Consider the following 17,063-nt stretch of genomic DNA (forward strand, 5'->3'; position numbering starts at 1 on the left):
GGGAATTGGTGCTATGATCGGCATCGCTCAGTCCGGTTGGTGATTTGGGATATTCAGCGATTGATCAGATCGCACAATTCGGGCTGAGTTCCCTCAAAGTGATCTACTATTCCGAACAGTTATTTAGAAAAAAGCACGGGTAATCTGAAGGTTGGATATGATCGTTAGACAGCATAACCATTGCGTATAACAACAGACGAGTTGAAGGAAAAAAACTGCTAAACCTCCGCTCTTGGCACAGGGCCGCTGTCGCAGCCCTGACAACCTTAGACTTCGATCGATTCAGATATCTCCAGCGCATCATCGACTTCAATGCCCAAGTATCGAACTGTACTTTCCAGTTTCTTGTAGCCCAGAAGGAGTTGGATCACTCTGAGATTCTTAGTTTTTTTGTAGATCAGGTAAGGTTTTGTTCTTCGCATAGAATGCGTGCTGTAAAGTGAATTTTCGAGACCAAGCTTTGCTATCCACCCATGAAAAATTCGGTTGTATTGCCGGGTTGATATGTGTTGGCAAGTACCAACCCGAGACCGGAACAAGAAGTCTTTACTATGCAAATTACCAAGCTTTATCAATGCAGCAACAGCTTCTCTTGTTCCTTTGGTTATCTCAAATTGGACAGGACTACCGGTTTTCTGTTGCAACACCGTTGCTCTGCTTGAAACAGAACTGCCATATGCAACATCTGATACTTTGAGTTTGACCAGGTCACAGCCTCGTAGCTTACTGTCCAAAGCCATGTTGAACAGTGCAAGATCGCGTGTTTTACCTTCCAGCTCAAGTCGAATCCGGATCCCCCAGATATGAGATATCTGAAGCGGCCTTTTTTGACCGATGATACAGTCTTTGTTCCACGGTGACGTTTTCATACTCAAATCTCCTGCAATATGGGAGATTTGAGTATGGTTGTCCCTTAAGAGCGAAGAGCGAAGAGCGGAAGCTAGCTTTATGGGTAATCTATTCCAGGTGATGCTACCAACTTACTGATGTAGTGTATGATGGTGTTTTTGAGGTGCTCCTGTGGCTTCCGTCTCCGTCTGTTGTCCCTCCTGTTCAGCTACTGACGGGGTGGTGCGTAACGGCAAAAGTACTGCCGGGCATCAGCGCTATCTCTGCTCTCACTGCCGTAAAACATGGCAGCTCACCTTCACTTACACCGCATCTCAGCCCGGAACACACCAGAAAATCATTGATATGGCCATGAATGGTGTCGGTTGCCGCGCCACCGCACGCATTATGGGCATTGGTCTCAACCCCATTTTCCGCCATTTAAAAAACTCAGGCCGCAGTCAGTAACCTCCCGGATACAGCCGGGCAGTGATGTCATTGTCTGTGCGGAGATGGACGAGCAATGGGGCTACGTCGGGGCAAAATCACGGCAGCGCTGGCTGTTTTACGCGTATGACAGGATACGCAGAACGGTGGTGGCGCATGTCTTTGGTGAACGCACCATGGCTACGCTGGAACGTCTTCTTGGCCTGCTGTCGGCCTTTGAGGTGGTGGTATGGATGACGGACGGATGGCCGCTGTATGAGTCACGCGGCTTTGTTGAATAAATCGAACTTTTGCTGAGTTGAAGGATCAGATCACGTATCTTCCCGACAACGCAGACCGTTCCGTGGCAAAGCAAAAGTTCAAAATCACCAACTGGCCCACCTACAATAAAGCCCTCATCAACCGTGGCTCCATAACTTTCTGGCTGGATGATGAAGCTATTCAGGCCTGGTATGAGTCAGCAACACCTTCTTCACGAGGCAGACCTCAGCGCTATTCTGACCTTGCCATCACGACTGTGCTGGTCATTAAACGCGTATTCAGGCTGACCCTGCGCGCTGCGCAGGGTTTTATTGATTCCATTTTTACACTGATGAATGTTCCGTTGCGCTGCCCGGATTACACCAGTGTCAGCAGGCGCGCAAAGTCGGTTAATGTCAGTTTCAAAACGTTCACCCGAGGTGAAATCGCGCATCTGGTGATTGATTCCACCGGGCTGAAGGTCTTTGGTGAAGGCGAATGGAAAGTCAAAAAACATGGCCAGGAACGCCGTCGTATATGGCGAAAGTTGCATCTGGCAGTTGACAGCAACACACATGAAATCATCTGTGCAGACCTGTCGCTGAACAATGTGACGGACTCAGAAGCCTTCCCGGGTCTTATCCGGCAGACTCACAGAAAAATCAGGGCAGCAGCGGCAGACGGCGCTTACGACACCCGGCTCTGTCACGATGAACTGCGGCGTAAGAAAATCAGCGCGCTTATCCCTCCCCGAAAAGGTGCAGGTTACTGGCCCGGTGAATATGCAGACCGTAACCGTGCAGTGGCTAATCAGCGAATGACCGGGAGTAATGCGCGGTGGAAATGGACAACAGATTACAACCGTCGCTCGATAGCGGAAACGGCGATGTACCGGGTAAAACAGCTGTTCGGGGGTTCACTGACGCTGCGTGACTACGATGGTCAGGTTGCGGAGGCTATGGCCCTGGTACGAGCGCTGAACAAAATGACGAAAGCAGGTATGCCTGAAAGCGTGCGTATTGCCTGAAAACACAACCCGCTACGGGGGAGACTTACCCGAAATCTGATTTATTCAACAAAGCCCCCAGCCACATGAAGGCCAGCGTGGTCACCGTTGAAAAGATGATAAAAGCATATCACAGTGAACGTTATGAAGGTGTTACCGCTTTTCTTTTATTTGGTAATCCAACAGATGTTCTTCATCTTGTTGAGGGCGGAGTTAAAATTCCTTCAGTAAATATTGGAGGAATGATTTATGAAGAGGGTCGTAAACAACTCACGAAATCCGTCAGCGCAACTCCTGAAGACATCGCGTCGTTTAAAAAACTGCATGAGAAAGGTGTTCAGCTTGAACTACGGCAATTACCCTCTGATTCCGCGGTTGATTTTTATTCTAAAATTGAATAATGAAGGTTAAATGACATGGAAACATATCAAATTATTGCACTGGTCATGGTAGCTGCTTTAGCGGGGATAGGGAGTGTGCTGGACGAAGCTCAGACCCACCGCCCACTTGTGGTTTGTACGCTGGTCGGGATCGTTCTGGGTGATATTAAAACCGGTATTATCTTAGGCGGTACACTTGAAATGATGGCCCTGGGCTGGATGAACGTCGGGCTTGCAATGGCGCCAGATACCGCCATTGCTTCCGTCATTTCAACTATCCTCGTCATTACGACCCATCAGGGCATTGGGCAAGGTATTGCCATCGCAGTCGCCCTGGCAGCAGCAGGTCAGGTCTTAACTATTTTTATCAGAACGATAGCGGTATTCTTTGTCCACAAGGCAGATACCTATGCCGAGTCCGGCAATATTCGAGGTATCGAGTTCATGCATATCAGTGCGCTGTCATTACAGGCATTACGCGTTGCACTCCCCACGCTGGCCGTACTGATGCTTGATGTTACCACCGTTCAGAACGTTCTCAACAGTATCCCGGAAGTCGTCACAAAAGGTCTCCAGATCGGAGGTGGCATTGTTGTCGTTGTGGGTTATGCAATGGTTGTCAATATGATGAATGTCAGACATTTGATGCCATTCCTGTTTGCGGGTTTTCTGATTGCGGCTTTCACCAATTTCAATCTGGTTGGACTTGGAGGGATGGGGTTAGTTGCCGCCATTATTTACCTTCAGGTAAATCCAAGATTTTCTGCGGCCAGTAAAGCGGTAAGTAGCCCATCGAAAGCAACCTTGTCTGATGAAGACGATCTCGATTCCTGAGGAGCCAATCATGTCAATCGATAATACCAATAAAGACACTACTGTTACCGAAAATAAACGCCTTACCTCTGGCGACCTTAGAAGTATGTTTTTAAGATCAAACGTCCTTCTGGCTTCAGCAAACTTTGAACGTGTACAGAATCTGGGTATTTGCTATATCATGATTCCTGCCATAAAACGGTTGTATGCGCCGGGTCCGGAAAGAATAGAAGCTCTTAAAAGACATCTGGAGTGGTTTAATACTCAGCCCTACTGCGCCTCCCCCATATTGGGTGTTGCGGCGGCGATGGAAGAGGAAAAAGCAAACGGTGCACAGATTGAAGGGAATAGTATCAGTGGTGTAAAAATCGGTTTGATGGGTCCCTTCGCAGGTGTTGGAGATCCTATTTTTTGGGGGACTATCAGACCCGTTCTTGCTGCCCTGGGAGCCTCTCTTGCGTTAACCGGAAATATCCTTGGCCCAATCATTTTTTTTGTATTGTTCAACGCAATCCGTTTAGCACTGAAATACTATGGTTTAAATTACGGATACCAGAAAGGAAGAGAAATTCTTAAGGATTTGGGTGGGGATCGCCTTCAGAAACTGACAGAAGGTGCATCAATTCTGGGACTGTTCGTTATTGGCGCCCTGGTTTGTAAGTGGACGACAATTAATGTACCGATTGTTGTATCCCGTGTCACACAGGCAGATGGCCATGTCACAGTAACAACGCTGCAGAACATCTTCGATCAGTTACTTCCGGGAATGCTTCCTTTGGCTCTTACATTGTTAGTTGCAAGATTGCTCAGGAAGAAACTGAGTCCCCTACTATTGATTATGCTTATTTTTGCATTCGGTATTCTGGGTTACTGGGCTGGAATATTGGCTTAATAATAAAACACAAAAACTTGGAGCTCCCCTGTCATCGGGGGAGCCTCCATCATTTCTTCATAAAAAATTCAACTCCATAAACAACACCTGTTTTATTAAATTGTTACTTACTCTCAATATGAAATTCATTAAAGATTTATCCCCAATGAAAATCATACGTGTGACGAGAAGGGTTTAAGTTTTGTGACGCTAGCACAACCTTTTGTAACTCCGATGTACCGCAAAACATAAAAAAGCATGAATTGGAATTCCAGACTGAATTCAGACCTACCCACAGACGATTTTTATATAATACCAAAAAGTATTTCTATTTCTTAGAAAACCCCCATCACCTTAATATACACACATCCTCAGCAGCAGTATTTTGACACGCGGCCATTATTATATTTTATTTAACATTAAACACTCATGAAAATTAAATATTGAGAAACGATCCTGGGGGTACATTTATTTAATAAGAATAAATTTTGACGCTGCTATAAAATTAAATCATTAGATATCAATGGAATACCGCGCATATCACGCATCCATTATCTTGTCTCATGACTTTACCTAAATTTGGTATTACCTCTAAGATTATATATATTCATTTTTTGATATTTGTATCCTCCTGTCGCCTCACTATTCGCAAGTAAGGTTGGTCATAATACAATCATGAAAAAGAGAAGGTCTGGCAATATCACCATCTACGAAATAATCAGAGACCTCTTTTCTATGCTAAACCGCGGACATACAAGCTCTGCCTCGTGGGCAGAAGCAACCACACTCGACAACATAATGCAACAAATAAATTAAAATTATTTTCTTCGCCAACGCAAGAACACACCATCAGTTAAATATTATTTAATTTAAAAAACAATCACATACATTAAAAAATGGCAAATCAACACCTGAAAACGCAATAATGATGCTTCAAAAAAAAAGATCCCCGCAATTATTTTAAAATCCAATCCCTTACCCTTTCCGGGTGAATTATCCCCCACAGACGATTTCCTCCCGGAAGGAGAACAATATGCAACAAGAAGCGTTAGGTATGGTCGAGACCAAAGGTCTGACTGCAGCAATAGAAGCTGCTGATGCGATGGTCAAATCAGCCAATGTCGTGCTCATTGGTTACGAAAAAATTGGTTCTGGTCTGATAACAGTGCTCGTACGCGGAGATGTGGGTGCAGTCAAAGCCGCCACCGATGCCGGTTGTGCCTCTGCTCGTCAGATCGGCGATGTCATCGCTACCCATGTCATTCCACGTCCGCATTCTGATGTTGAAAAACTCCTGCCAGCAGGCCTTAAACCATCTGAAGGAGTTAAACAATGAGTAGCGATAACCTCGTAGAAAATATTATCGCCGAGGTGCTCGGAAAAGTCGGGGATTTGAAAACCCCGTCCGCCGCATCCCAGCCGGGGATATCTCAGCAGGAGCCCGCTATCCCAAGAAAACTTTGCGGTTTAACCGAGTTCGTCGGGACGGCAACGGGCGACAGTATCGGCCTTGTAATTGCCAACGTTGACAGCGCCTTGCTGGATGCCATGCATCTGGAGAAGAAATACCGTTCAATAGGCATCCTTGGTGCACGTACTGGTGCGGGCCCACAGATCATGGCGGCTGATGAAGCTGTCAAAGCCACAAATACTGAAGTCGTTGCAATTGAACTGGCCCGCGACACTAAAGGCGGCGCAGGACACGGTTCACTGGTGCTGTTCGGTGGTCAGGATGTTTCCGATGTGAAACGGGCTGTGGAAGTGGCGCTAGGCGAACTTGAGCGTACTTTCGGTGACATTTACGCCAACGCAGCAGGTCATGTGGAACTCCAGTACACCGCACGCGCCAGCTACGCTCTGGAAAAAGCATTTGGCGCCCCCCTTGGACGCGCCTGTGGCGTGATTGTCGGTGCCCCGGCAGCGATTGGTGTGCTGATGGCAGACACGGCGATCAAATCTGCCAATGTGGATGTGGTGGCTTACAACTCCCCGGCAAAAGGCACCAGCTTTACTAACGAAGTTATTCTGATTGTTTCCGGTGACTCCGGTGCTGTGCGCCAGGCGGTGCGTTCTGCACGTGATGTAGGTCTGACTCTGCTGGAAACAATGGGTGGCAAAGCGCCTTCAGCCACAACCCCCTATATCTGATTTCCATGTAGTGGAGAACAAGAAATGAGCCAATTATCACAGGCTTTTGGTGAACCAACTGACCGAATTCGTGCCTTACGGGAACAAATCCTTGATACGACCCCCTGCATTGAGACGGATCGTGCCCGCCTGATCACCGAGTCCTATAAGGAAACGGAATCCCTGCCCATGATCATCCGTCGCGCCAAAGCGCTTGAGAAGATCCTTGCGGAATTGCCGGTCACCATCCGGGCAGGTGAACTAATCGTTGGTAGTCTGACAGTCACTCCTCATTCCACACAAATTTACCCGGAGTACTCAAATCGCTGGCTTCAGGATGAATTCGATCGTCTGAATCTGCGTAAAGGCGACCGTTTTACCATAACCGATGAAGCGAAACAGCAGCTGGATAGCGTATTTGGCTACTGGGAAGGGAAAACAACGAATGAACTGGCTACATCCTATATGTTGCCTGAAACGCTTGATTGCATGGCAGAAAATGTCTTCACTGTCGGCAACTATTACTTTAATGGCGTCGGTCATATAGCCGTGGACTACGCGCGTGTTCTCGCTCGTGGATACAAAGGCATCATCCAGGATGTTGTTGCAGCAATGGCCAGCGCTGATAAAAAAGACCCCGCTTTTCTGAAAAAAGAATCGTTCTACAAGGCGGTCATTATTTCTTGTAACGCAGCAATCAATTTTGCTCATCGTTACGCGGTTAAAGCTCGTACTCTCGCGGAACAGGCCTCACCAGTCCGTAAAAAAGAGCTGCTGAAAATTGCTGAAATCTGTGACAAAGTACCTGAAAATGGTGCAAGTAATTTCTATGAAGCCTGCCAGTCATTCTGGTTTGCCCATGCCATTATTCAACTTGAATCCAACGGGCATTCTATCTCCCCGGCGCGTTTCGATCAGTACATGTACCCTTACCTGGAAAAGGACAGCTCCCTGAGCGAGGAACAGGCGCAGGAATTGCTGGATTGTCTGTGGCTCAAGTTCAACGACGTTAACAAGGTTCGTGATGAAGGCTCGACCAAAGGTTTTGGTGGCTATCCGATGTTCCAGAACCTGATCGTTGGCGGTCAAACCAGCGGCGGACAGGACGCCACTAACAGACTGTCCTTTATGGCCATGACGGCTACCGCCCATGTTCGTCTGCATGAACCTTCACTGTCAGTACGTGTCTGGTCAAAATCTCCGGACGATTTGTTACTGAAAGCCTGTGAAGTCAGTCGTCTTGGTATGGGGATCCCGGCCTATTACAACGATGAAGTTGTTATCCCTGCATTGATTAACCGCGGCCTGACCCTGGAAGATGCGCGGGAATACGGCATCATCGGCTGCGTCGAACCTCAACGTCCGGGAAAAACAGAAGGCTGGCACGACGCCGCGTTCTATAACATGAGTAAGGTACTGGAAATAACCCTGAACAACGGACGCTGCGGGGATAAACAACTCGGCCCCAAAACTGGTGAGCTGGATTCATTCCAGAGTATTGAAGACATCATTGAAGCTTATCGTAAACAGAACGAATATTTTGTCTATCATCTGGCAATGGCCGATAACAGTGTTGACCTTGCTCATATGGAACGGGCCCCCCTGCCGTTCCTGTCCTGTATGGTGGATGACTGTATCAGTCGCGGTAAAAGCGTTCAGGAAGGCGGTGCCCATTATAACTTCACGGGTCCGCAAGGTGTCGGCGTTGCCAATGTGGGCGACTCGCTGATGGCTATCAAACGTCTGGTATTTGAAGAAGGCCAATTATCGCTGGGTCATCTGAAAGAAGCACTGGATGCCAATTTCGGTGTATCTGGCGGGATAGAGAAACCTGACACTATAGCCACTGAAAGTACGCCGAAACAGGATGCAACCTATGAACTAGTCCTTGAGGCCGTGAAGAAAGTGCTGGGCGAAAGCGGCGCACTTGCACTCACCTCACTCAATAGCAACCCACCGGAGCCTGTCAAAGGGGCTAATGCCGGGCTGACAGCAGTGCGTCAGTTACTCATTAATGGCGCCCCCAAGTTCGGTAATGACATTGACGAAGTGGATATGCTGGCCCGTACCGGTGCTGAAATTTACTGTCGCGAGGTAGAAAAATACACCAACCCACGTGGCGGTTTATTCCAGGCTGGCTTATATCCGGTATCCGCTAATGTGGCTCTCGGTGAGAGCGTCGGGGCAACTCCAGATGGACGTCTGGCCGGCCAGCCGCTTCCCGATGGGGTGTCGCCCAGCAGGGGCATGGATACAAAAGGTCCAACCGCTGCCGCCAACTCAGTAGCCAAGCTGGATCACTTCCTGGCCTCAAATGGCACGCTGTTTAATCAGAAATTCCATCCGGCAGCTCTGAAAGGCGATGAGGGATTATACCATCTGGCGGCCTTACTGCGTGGTTATTTCGATCAGAAAGGCATGCATGTTCAGTTCAATGTGATCGACCGTAATACACTGCTGGCAGCACAAAAAGAACCAGAAAAATATCGTGATCTGGTTGTGCGTGTGGCGGGTTACAGTGCGCAATTTGTCTCACTGGATAAAAGCGTACAGGACGATATTATCCTGCGAACCGAACATGTCTTTTAATTGACAGTCGGCCGGATTTCTCAACATAAGGATATTATCTTCTGATGATTGTTTTCCTTGTTTTTACAGACAAGGAAAACACATCCGGCCAATAACATGCTGAATATCAGCATGAAGAAAAGAAATAAAGGTATTGACATGGCGGAAATTGATTACGCGCAGACTGGCACCGTATTTAATATACAAAAATTCTCCTTACATGATGGCCCGGGAATACGCACCATTGTATTCCTGAAAGGCTGTTATCTGGCATGTAAATGGTGCAGTAATCCGGAATCACAGCACACTGAACCGGAAATATTTTACTACGATCGCAATTGTATCCATTGCGGACGCTGCGTATCCGCCTGCCCCGTTGGGGCTATCGATGCCTCACGTCAAGGGCTTATTGACCGGAATGCCTGTATTCATTGTGGAGCTTGCGCTGAGGTCTGCCCGGCTGGCGCGATGGTTCAGTCAGGTAAGAGAATGTCGGTGGTGGAGGTTATAGACGAACTGCGTAAAGATGAGACGCATTATCGCCGCTCCGGTGGAGGTATTACATTGTCCGGTGGCGAAGCACTGGCTCAGCCTGCATTTGCAGCAGCATTGCTGGCCGCCTGCAAAGCCAGAGGATGGCATACAGCGATGGAAACCACCGGAATAGCCTCCCGGGCCGTGCTGGAAAAGGTTATCCCATTGCTTGATATCGTATTGCTCGACATCAAAACCTTTTATAGTGAACGGCATAAGGAATTTACGGGACATCCGAATGAGACGGTTTTACGTAATGCACTGACAATTTCAGAACTGGCAAAGAATGTCGCCGTTCGGATCCCGGTAATTCCTGGATTTAATGATGATGAACAAAGTATCGAAGCTATTGCCAGATTTGTTACGCACATGAAAAATGTATCGCGATTACATTTATTGCCCTATCACAACTATGGCCAGAATAAATATAACCTGCTTGGCAGAACGTACGACATGATTGAAATAAAACCACCGGAAGAAAGTCGTATGCATAAATATAAAGATATTGTGACATCCCTTGGAATCGACTGCGTCATCGGTGGGTAACCGGTAGTTTTTTAAACTTTTGCAGGAAACGATTATGAACACAACCTTACCGACATTAAAGCAGGAGTGCCTTGCCGAATTTCTGGGCACCGGACTCTTTCTGTTTCTTGGTATCAGTTGCCTCGCAGCGATGAAACTGGCTGCCGCCAGTTTCGGTTTGTGGGAGATCTGTATTGTCTGGGGACTGAGTGTCGCACTCGGTGTTTACCTCACTGCGGGAATATCCGGAGGGCATCTTAATCCGGCAGTCACTATCGCATTGTGGCTTTTCGGCAATTTCAGTGCCCATAAGGTCTTACCTTACATCCTGTGCCAGATTATGGGCGCTTTTGGCGGCGCCATGGTGGTCTACCTGCTTTACCACAATCTGTTTATTGATTATGAGCTGGCACACCATATTCAACGCGGCAGCATGGACAGCCTTGCACAGGCGGGTATTTTCACGACGTTTCCCCATCCGGAAATTAATCTGCTTCAGGCTTTTGCCAGTGAAACCATCGGAACGCTGACGCTGATGTGCCTGATCATGGCGCTGACCGACGACGGCAACGGTGTTCCTCGCGGTCCGCTGGCGCCGCTACTGATTGGGATTTCCGTGGCCCTGATTGGGGTTGCCATCGGTGCACTGACGGGTTTTGCGCTGAATCCGGCAAGGGATTTAGGTCCCCGTCTGTTCAGCTATCTGGCTGGCTGGGGTAGTAATGCTTTAACAGGCGGACGTGCATTCCCCTACTTCATTATACCACTCGTCGCACCGATCTTCGGAGCCTGCCTTGGCGCCGCGCTGTATCGCGGTCTGACCAGGTTACCACTTCTGCCGGGCAAGGGGGGCCAGGGAAAAAGTCTGTCGCTGCCGGAATAATTATCTCCCGTCCCGTCAGGGACAGGAGCTGAAGATGAACTTTACACAAGAAACTCAGGAGTAAAAGAGAAATGAACAATGCGCTTGGAATGATCGAAACCTATGGACTGATTGGCGCCATCGTAGGTGCAGATGCCATGGTCAAATCGGCAAACGTCCAGTTGGTGGGTTACGAAAAAATTGGTTCCGGCCTGGTTACCGTCATGGTACGAGGTGATGTCGGTGCGGTAAAAGCTTCGGTGGAGGCGGGCTCCGCAGCTGCAGCCGGTGTGGGCCAGGTGAAATCAACTCACGTCATCCCACGTCCTCATAATGAGGTGGAAACGCTGTTGCCGGTTTATCAGACCGCAACAGCCGAGTGAAAAATTAACAAGGAAAAGGGGGAGCTTGTGCAACATTCTCTTGGCCTTATCGAAGTCTCGGGTATGTCTCTGGCGATAACTGTTGCTGATGTGATGGCGAAAACCGCCCAGATCAGACTGATCGGCGTGGAAAGAACCATCGGGTCTGGCTGGATGCTGGTGAAAATTGCAGGCGATGTTGCTGCAGTGCGTACGGCTCTATCGGCCGGAGAAGAAACAGCCAGAGCACACCAGGGATTTGTTGCCTGCACCACAATCGCCCGGCCAGCGAAAGGAACCGGTGAACTGGTTTCAACAACTAAACCGCCCCGAGCTGAGCCTGTTCAGAAGATAACCGTTCTCCCGGCCGTTGCCCTCACGGCATCCGCCGCCCATACCACAACCGGACCTGAATCCGTTCAGGAGGATCCGGACGCAGAAAAGGCAGTCCCCCCGATCAGGGAGGCTGTCGAGGGAAGCACAGGCAATATCATTCAGGTCGATGCTATCAATGATCCTGTGGAAACGGCCAGGGAAATCAGTAAACCAAACGCTTCAGCAAAGTCTCCTCCTGCTGAATATGGTGAAAAACAATCTGTGGCGACGGTCAAAGCATTTCCGGTCATGGGAGATATCGCTACTGACCTCGATATTCCGACAGCGTCAGCGAGATCCGTTGCCGTTGCGCAGCAGGTTAAACCCGGAATATCTCTGCATCAGTTTCATTATCAGGAAAAACCTGATGATGAAACTGCAGATGCGGGTAGCCAACAGACAGGTGAAACAAAACAGGCTGTCGCCATATCAGCAAAATTACTGGTGACATGCAAAATCTGTGGAGATCCTTCATGTCCGCGACATAAGGGCCAGCCACGCAGTAGATGTATTCACAATCAGAAATCGGTATTGAGGTAAATCAATGGATCACGATCTGATCACAAAACTGACCGGTCAGGTAATTGCGCAGATGCGGCAACGAACGATTCCGCTGGGTATATCAAACCGGCATGTTCATTTGTCGGCAAAAGATTACCAGAGTCTGTTTCCCGGACAGACTCTGAAAATTAAAAAGCCCCTTGGTCAGCCCGGGCAATTTGCGGCAGAGCAGACCGTTTCCTTAATCGGTCCAAGAGGTCAGTTGAAAAACGTACGGATACTGGGGCCGTTGCGGGGACAAACACAGGTGGAAATCTCGTACACCGATGCCAGGCAAATTGGCCTGACGGCGCCACTCCGCCTGTCAGGTGATCTGACCGGAAGTGTCTCTGTCACACTCAAAAGCGAGGCCGGAGAAATTAATCTCACCGAGGGAGTAATCATCGCTCGCAGACATATTCACATGTCGCCACTGGACGCTGCGATATTTGGCGTAACACAAGGAGAAACGGTGAAAGTCGGGATTGAGGGCACCGATCGAAAACTGATTTTTGATGATGTCTGTATCCGGGTTGCTGAGGATATGCGTCTTGAAATGCATATTGATACTGATGAAGCGAATGCTGCCGGTATTGATGGAGGCCAGGCAGTGGCAAGACTTCTCCTGACAAAACGCTAATGCAGGTGTGCCTATGCTGGACATGATCGTCTCAAGGGTCATTACACTTTTACAGGGAAGGGAAAGCCGGAGTTTACGGGTGACCCAGGCCGAGCTGGCGGCAGGCTTATCAAAAACGGTTTATTTGCATAATGCACAACTGATATTGCCCTTACCTGATCTGGCTTTTATTCAGAGTCTGGTTGCCTATGATCACCACCACCCGGCAGTGTCGACTGTCCTGGAAGCATGGGCATATGGCGTAAGGTTACACCTTCAGATCCACCAGCAATTACTGACCGCACTGCCACTGCGAGAGTTACGCCGCCTTCCGGTCACACTCACTGACCATATGAGTACACCGGTGAAACTGGCAGCTGCAGCTGGCCTCAGCTATGCCAGCGTTATTCACTGGCACGATTGCTGGGTTTTACTGGAAAAGCAGACGCTGATTACCGCCCTCGCCCGGGAAGTAATGGAAAGACAGAACATCAAACTAATATGGCAGGAGTAATGCAATGCAACTGGCGAAAGTCGTAGGGTCAGTGGTGTCGACGCAAAAATCTGCGTCCCTGACAGGTAAAAAATTGATGGTCGTTACTTTAGTTAATCTGGACGGCTCCACACCGCTTTTCCAGGAAAACACCCAGGAGGTTGCTGTGGATTCTATGGGAGCAGGTGAAGGTGAGCTGGTTCTGGTCAGCCGTGGCTCTTCAGCCAGAAAGATCTTTCCGGAACCAAATCAGGCCATTGATCTTGCCATCGTCGGCATCGTCGATACCATCGACCGGTTTTAGCCCCGGTCGGCTGTTACAGGAGAAACAGAGCTATGCCAGAACAGGATATAGCATCCCTTATCAGCGAGCATCGCATATTGCTGGAGGAGGCCGTCCGCGAAGTTATCCGTCGGTACCCGCAGTCACTTTCGCCATCGGAAAACTTCAGTAAGCACATTTTCAGTTCAGAGCAGTTGAAAAACATTATCGATACTGTTCTGGCAGAGGCGTGGCAGCAAAGCGCCATGGTAGTTATCACCTTGTGTGACGAAAAAGGCGAATGTGTTCTGACTTACCGCATGCCAGGTACATCGGCAGAAGATATTGCTGTCGCCGGGCGTGCAGCCGAAGCCGCGGTAAGTTTCGCTAAAGAAAATAAACAGATCATTGACCCCACACTACATAACGTTATTGGCGGGATTGATACCTCCCGCGGAGGCTGTGTCGTGTATTGTGCGGGGAAAGTGATCGGCGGGATCGGAATTAGCGGCGCATCCGCTGAAAAAAATCATCTTATTGCATTACGGGCTGTCGACAGCCTTAAATCAGGGAGTCAAAAATGAATACCACTGAACTGGAGAATATGATCCGCAATATTCTTGCTGATAATCTGAAAGGGACCGCTACTGCCCCTGGAAACATTCAGCACACTATCTTCGCTCGTGTGGAAGATGCTATCACTGCCAGCTACGATGCCTATAAAAAATACATGGCAGAACCTCTGGCACTTCGAACCAGGATCATTACAGCCCTGAAGGAAGAGCTGGCACCCTGGATCAAAGAGATGTCCGAACGCGCCGCAGAAGAAACCGGCATGGGTAATGCACCCGACAAAATCAGTAAAAACACTGCGGCACTGAATAATACTCCGGGGATTGAGGATTTGACCACAAGCGCCCTGACTGGTGATGGTGGCATGGTTTTATTCGAACTATCTCCCTTCGGAGTCATTGGCGCTATCGCCCCCAGCACCAATCCGACCGAAACTATCATTAACAACACCATCAGTATGCTGGCCGCTGGTAATGCTGTCTACTTCAGCCCCCATCCGGGCGCAAAAAAGGTATCCTTGTGGCTTATTGAAAAAATCGAAGACATCATTTATCGGGTAAGCGGGATCCGCAATCTGGTTACCACCGTAGCAGAGCCCACCTTTGACGCTACTCGCGAAATGATGTCAGATCCGCGCATTGCTCTGCTTGCGGTTACAGGTGGTCCGGCAATTGTCAATATGGCCATGAAAACCGGTAAAAAAGTTATCGGTGCTGGCCCTGGTAACCCCCCTGTACTGGTGGATGAGACTGCCTGTCCGGTCAAGGCTGCCAAAGATATCGTTGATGGTGCCTCTTTCGATCATAACGTCCTTTGTATCGCCGAAAAATGCGTCATCGTAGTAGATAGCATCGCCGATCGCCTCATGGATAATATGCAGAAAAACGATGCCTTTCTGGTAAAAACGCCCGGTGATATTGCCAGACTGCGCAAGGTCGTTATCAATGACAAAGGAGAAGCAAACAAGAAACTGGTAGGTAAAAGTCCGGCAGTGATCCTGCAGGCTGCTGATCTGAACACATCAACAGCACCGCGACTGATTATTGTAGAAGTGGAGCAGGACGATCCGCTGGTGATGGTCGAACAATTAATGCCAGTTCTGCCTGTTGTACGGGTCAGTGATTTCGAGACAGGACTGGCACTGGCTCTGAAGGTGGAAAACGAGCAGCACCATACCGCCATAATGCATTCTCAGAATGTTACCCGTCTGAACCTGGCTGCGAAGACCATGCAGACTTCAATATTTGTGAAAAATGGCCCTTCCTATGCCGGACTGGGCATAGGTGCCGAGGGTTTTACCACCTTTACTATTGCGACACCCACTGGCGAAGGGACAACATCAGCACGGAGCTTCGCCCGTAAACGCCGTTGTGTGCTGACCAATGGATTTTCCATCCGCTAAGTGGAGGATGTGAAGATGTCCCTGTTCACGGTAAAAACGCGGGTATATAGCGGAGCCGACAGTTTAACCTGGCTCAGAACGCTCCACGGTAAAAAGATCTGGATTGTCTGCGATGGTTTTCTGGCTGGCAGCCCCAATCTGAAAATGGTCACCGACAATATCCACGAGGACAACACTGTCGGTCTGTTTAGCGATATCATCCCCGATCCGCCTGTCGCTACAGTGGCGGCTGGTATTGAGGCTATGAGTGCGATACAGCCGGATGTAGTGATCGGTTTCGGCGGTGGGTCGGCACTGGATTCAGCAAAGGCGATAATTTTCTTTGGCCGCAAGCTTGGCATTATGGTTGAGAACTTCGTTGCAATCCCCACTACCAGTGGTACGGGTTCTGAAGTCACCAGCGCCAGTGTTATCAGCGATCCGGCCAGCAGAATAAAATACCCGTTGTTTGATGACAGTCTTTACCCTGATATAGCGCTTCTTGAACCGCGACTGGTGCTAAGCGTACCACCGGCAGTAACAGCCAATACCGGGCTTGACGTACTGACGCATGCACTTGAGGCATATGTGGCCAAAGGCGCAACGGACTTTACTGATGCACTGGCAGAAAAAGCAGCACAACTGGTCATCAGTTTCCTGCCCGTCGTATATCGGGACGGTAATGAACTGGAAGCTCGAACCCGGATGCATAATGCTTCCACGCTGGCCGGTATCGCCTTCAGCCAGGCCGGGCTGGGAATGAACCATGCCATTGCTCATCAACTGGGTGGTCAACTGCACATACCCCATGGACTTGCCAACGCGCTGTTGCTGTGCCACGTGATCCGGTTCAACAGTCGTGATTTAGCCGTTCGTGCAAAATATGCACGGTTAAGTAAACTGTGTGGCCTGGCAAACTTCCAGTCGGCGGATGAGTATTGTGTCGCGAGTCTAATCACCCATCTGCACAATCTCATGAAGCAGGTTAATGTCGCAGACAACCTTAGCGCATTAAACATCACTCGCGAACAGGTAACGACTGCTGAAAATGCCATGATTACAGCCGCTTTACAAGATGCCTGTCTATCCACCAATCCGGTAACCGTATCGGATACGGATATACGTGCTATTCTTAGAGCGATTATATAGAGTCAGGATCAGAAAATTTAAGCCGGAAAAAACTGTTAAGTTACGTGATTTTTTCCGGCTTCTTTTTTAATTTTCAATCCCCCGAACATGTTATATAGGGGTCCGCTT

Annotated in this window: 18 protein-coding genes and 1 pseudogene; 18 read left to right on the forward strand and 1 reads right to left on the reverse strand. The window is 49.0% G+C overall.

From position 1 onward, the window contains the following. Positions 1-266: 266 nt before the first annotated feature. Positions 267-869 carry a site-specific integrase gene (locus tag QQZ17_RS14875; protein ID WP_011787827.1) on the reverse strand — a complete coding sequence of 201 codons (603 nt, stop codon included), beginning with the start codon at positions 867-869 and terminating at the stop codon, positions 267-269. Between the two features lie 151 nt (positions 870-1,020). Between QQZ17_RS14875 and QQZ17_RS14880 the strand changes: the two are divergent. The 18 genes and pseudogenes from QQZ17_RS14880 to QQZ17_RS14965 form a co-directional block, all read left to right on the forward strand. Then, positions 1,021-1,541 (forward strand): annotated as a pseudogene (locus QQZ17_RS14880) (IS1 family transposase); the annotation flags it as partial. A gap of 77 nt (positions 1,542-1,618) precedes the next feature. Then, positions 1,619-2,542 carry an IS5-like element IS903B family transposase gene (locus tag QQZ17_RS14885; protein ID WP_011787825.1) on the forward strand — a complete coding sequence of 308 codons (924 nt, stop codon included), beginning with the start codon at positions 1,619-1,621 and terminating at the stop codon, positions 2,540-2,542. Then, positions 2,539-2,922 carry a PTS system mannose/fructose/N-acetylgalactosamine-transporter subunit IIB gene (locus QQZ17_RS14890; protein WP_227498154.1) on the forward strand — a complete coding sequence of 128 codons (384 nt, stop codon included), beginning with the start codon at positions 2,539-2,541 and terminating at the stop codon, positions 2,920-2,922. Before QQZ17_RS14885 ends, QQZ17_RS14890 begins: the two co-directional genes overlap by 4 nt. A gap of 15 nt (positions 2,923-2,937) precedes the next feature. After that, a complete protein-coding gene (locus tag QQZ17_RS14895; RefSeq protein WP_011787823.1) occupies positions 2,938-3,735 on the forward strand; it encodes a PTS mannose/fructose/sorbose transporter subunit IIC in 798 nt (265 codons plus the stop codon). 10 nt (positions 3,736-3,745) lie between these two features. Beyond that, positions 3,746-4,606, forward strand: coding sequence for a mannose/fructose/sorbose PTS transporter subunit IID (locus QQZ17_RS14900; RefSeq protein ID WP_011787822.1), 861 nt, complete (start codon positions 3,746-3,748; stop codon positions 4,604-4,606). A gap of 1,012 nt (positions 4,607-5,618) precedes the next feature. Beyond that, the gene (pduA, locus tag QQZ17_RS14905) at positions 5,619-5,921 is read left to right on the forward strand and encodes a propanediol utilization microcompartment protein PduA (RefSeq protein ID WP_011918380.1); all 303 of its coding nucleotides are present in this window, start codon (positions 5,619-5,621) and stop codon (positions 5,919-5,921) included. Continuing rightward, a complete protein-coding gene (gene pduB / locus QQZ17_RS14910) occupies positions 5,918-6,733 on the forward strand; it encodes a propanediol utilization microcompartment protein PduB (protein ID WP_011787820.1) in 816 nt (271 codons plus the stop codon). Before pduA ends, pduB begins: the two co-directional genes overlap by 4 nt. Before the next feature lie 24 nt (positions 6,734-6,757). After that, entirely contained in the window at positions 6,758-9,301 is a 2,544-nt protein-coding gene (locus QQZ17_RS14915; RefSeq protein ID WP_011787819.1) for a glycyl radical protein, read from the forward strand. A gap of 138 nt (positions 9,302-9,439) precedes the next feature. Further along, positions 9,440-10,360: a glycyl-radical enzyme activating protein gene (locus QQZ17_RS14920; RefSeq protein WP_011787818.1), complete on the forward strand. Its 921-nt coding sequence runs from the start codon at positions 9,440-9,442 to the stop codon at positions 10,358-10,360. A 34-nt stretch (positions 10,361-10,394) separates the two neighbouring features. Further along, a complete protein-coding gene (locus tag QQZ17_RS14925; protein WP_011787817.1) occupies positions 10,395-11,222 on the forward strand; it encodes an MIP/aquaporin family protein in 828 nt (275 codons plus the stop codon). Positions 11,223-11,293: 71 nt separating this feature from the next. Further along, the gene (locus tag QQZ17_RS14930; RefSeq protein WP_011787816.1) at positions 11,294-11,584 is read left to right on the forward strand and encodes a BMC domain-containing protein; all 291 of its coding nucleotides are present in this window, start codon (positions 11,294-11,296) and stop codon (positions 11,582-11,584) included. Positions 11,585-11,611: 27 nt separating this feature from the next. After that, positions 11,612-12,478 (forward strand): BMC domain-containing protein, encoded by an 867-nt coding sequence (locus QQZ17_RS26460; RefSeq protein ID WP_011787815.1) that lies wholly within the window; start codon positions 11,612-11,614, stop codon positions 12,476-12,478. Between the two features lie 4 nt (positions 12,479-12,482). Further along, positions 12,483-13,118, forward strand: a complete 636-nt coding sequence (locus tag QQZ17_RS14940; RefSeq protein ID WP_011787814.1) for a phosphate propanoyltransferase — start codon at positions 12,483-12,485, stop codon at positions 13,116-13,118. Positions 13,119-13,131: 13 nt separating this feature from the next. Then, on the forward strand, positions 13,132-13,611 hold the full coding sequence (pduM, locus tag QQZ17_RS14945; protein ID WP_011918379.1) for a microcompartment protein PduM: 480 nt from the start codon (positions 13,132-13,134) through the stop codon (positions 13,609-13,611). Positions 13,612-13,615: 4 nt separating this feature from the next. After that, a complete protein-coding gene (locus tag QQZ17_RS14950) occupies positions 13,616-13,894 on the forward strand; it encodes a EutN/CcmL family microcompartment protein (protein ID WP_011918378.1) in 279 nt (92 codons plus the stop codon). Positions 13,895-13,926: 32 nt separating this feature from the next. Continuing rightward, positions 13,927-14,436, forward strand: coding sequence for a heme-binding protein (locus tag QQZ17_RS14955; protein WP_011787811.1), 510 nt, complete (start codon positions 13,927-13,929; stop codon positions 14,434-14,436). After that, on the forward strand, positions 14,433-15,827 hold the full coding sequence (locus QQZ17_RS14960; RefSeq protein WP_011787810.1) for an aldehyde dehydrogenase family protein: 1,395 nt from the start codon (positions 14,433-14,435) through the stop codon (positions 15,825-15,827). Before QQZ17_RS14955 ends, QQZ17_RS14960 begins: the two co-directional genes overlap by 4 nt. A 15-nt stretch (positions 15,828-15,842) precedes the next feature. Continuing rightward, positions 15,843-16,955: a 1-propanol dehydrogenase PduQ gene (locus tag QQZ17_RS14965; protein ID WP_011787809.1), complete on the forward strand. Its 1,113-nt coding sequence runs from the start codon at positions 15,843-15,845 to the stop codon at positions 16,953-16,955. The last annotated feature ends 108 nt before the right edge of the window (positions 16,956-17,063 follow it).

The sequence above is a fragment of the Citrobacter sp. T1.2D-1 genome (assembly GCF_950098555.1).
GTDB classification, from domain to species: domain Bacteria; phylum Pseudomonadota; class Gammaproteobacteria; order Enterobacterales; family Enterobacteriaceae; genus Citrobacter_A; species Citrobacter_A telavivensis.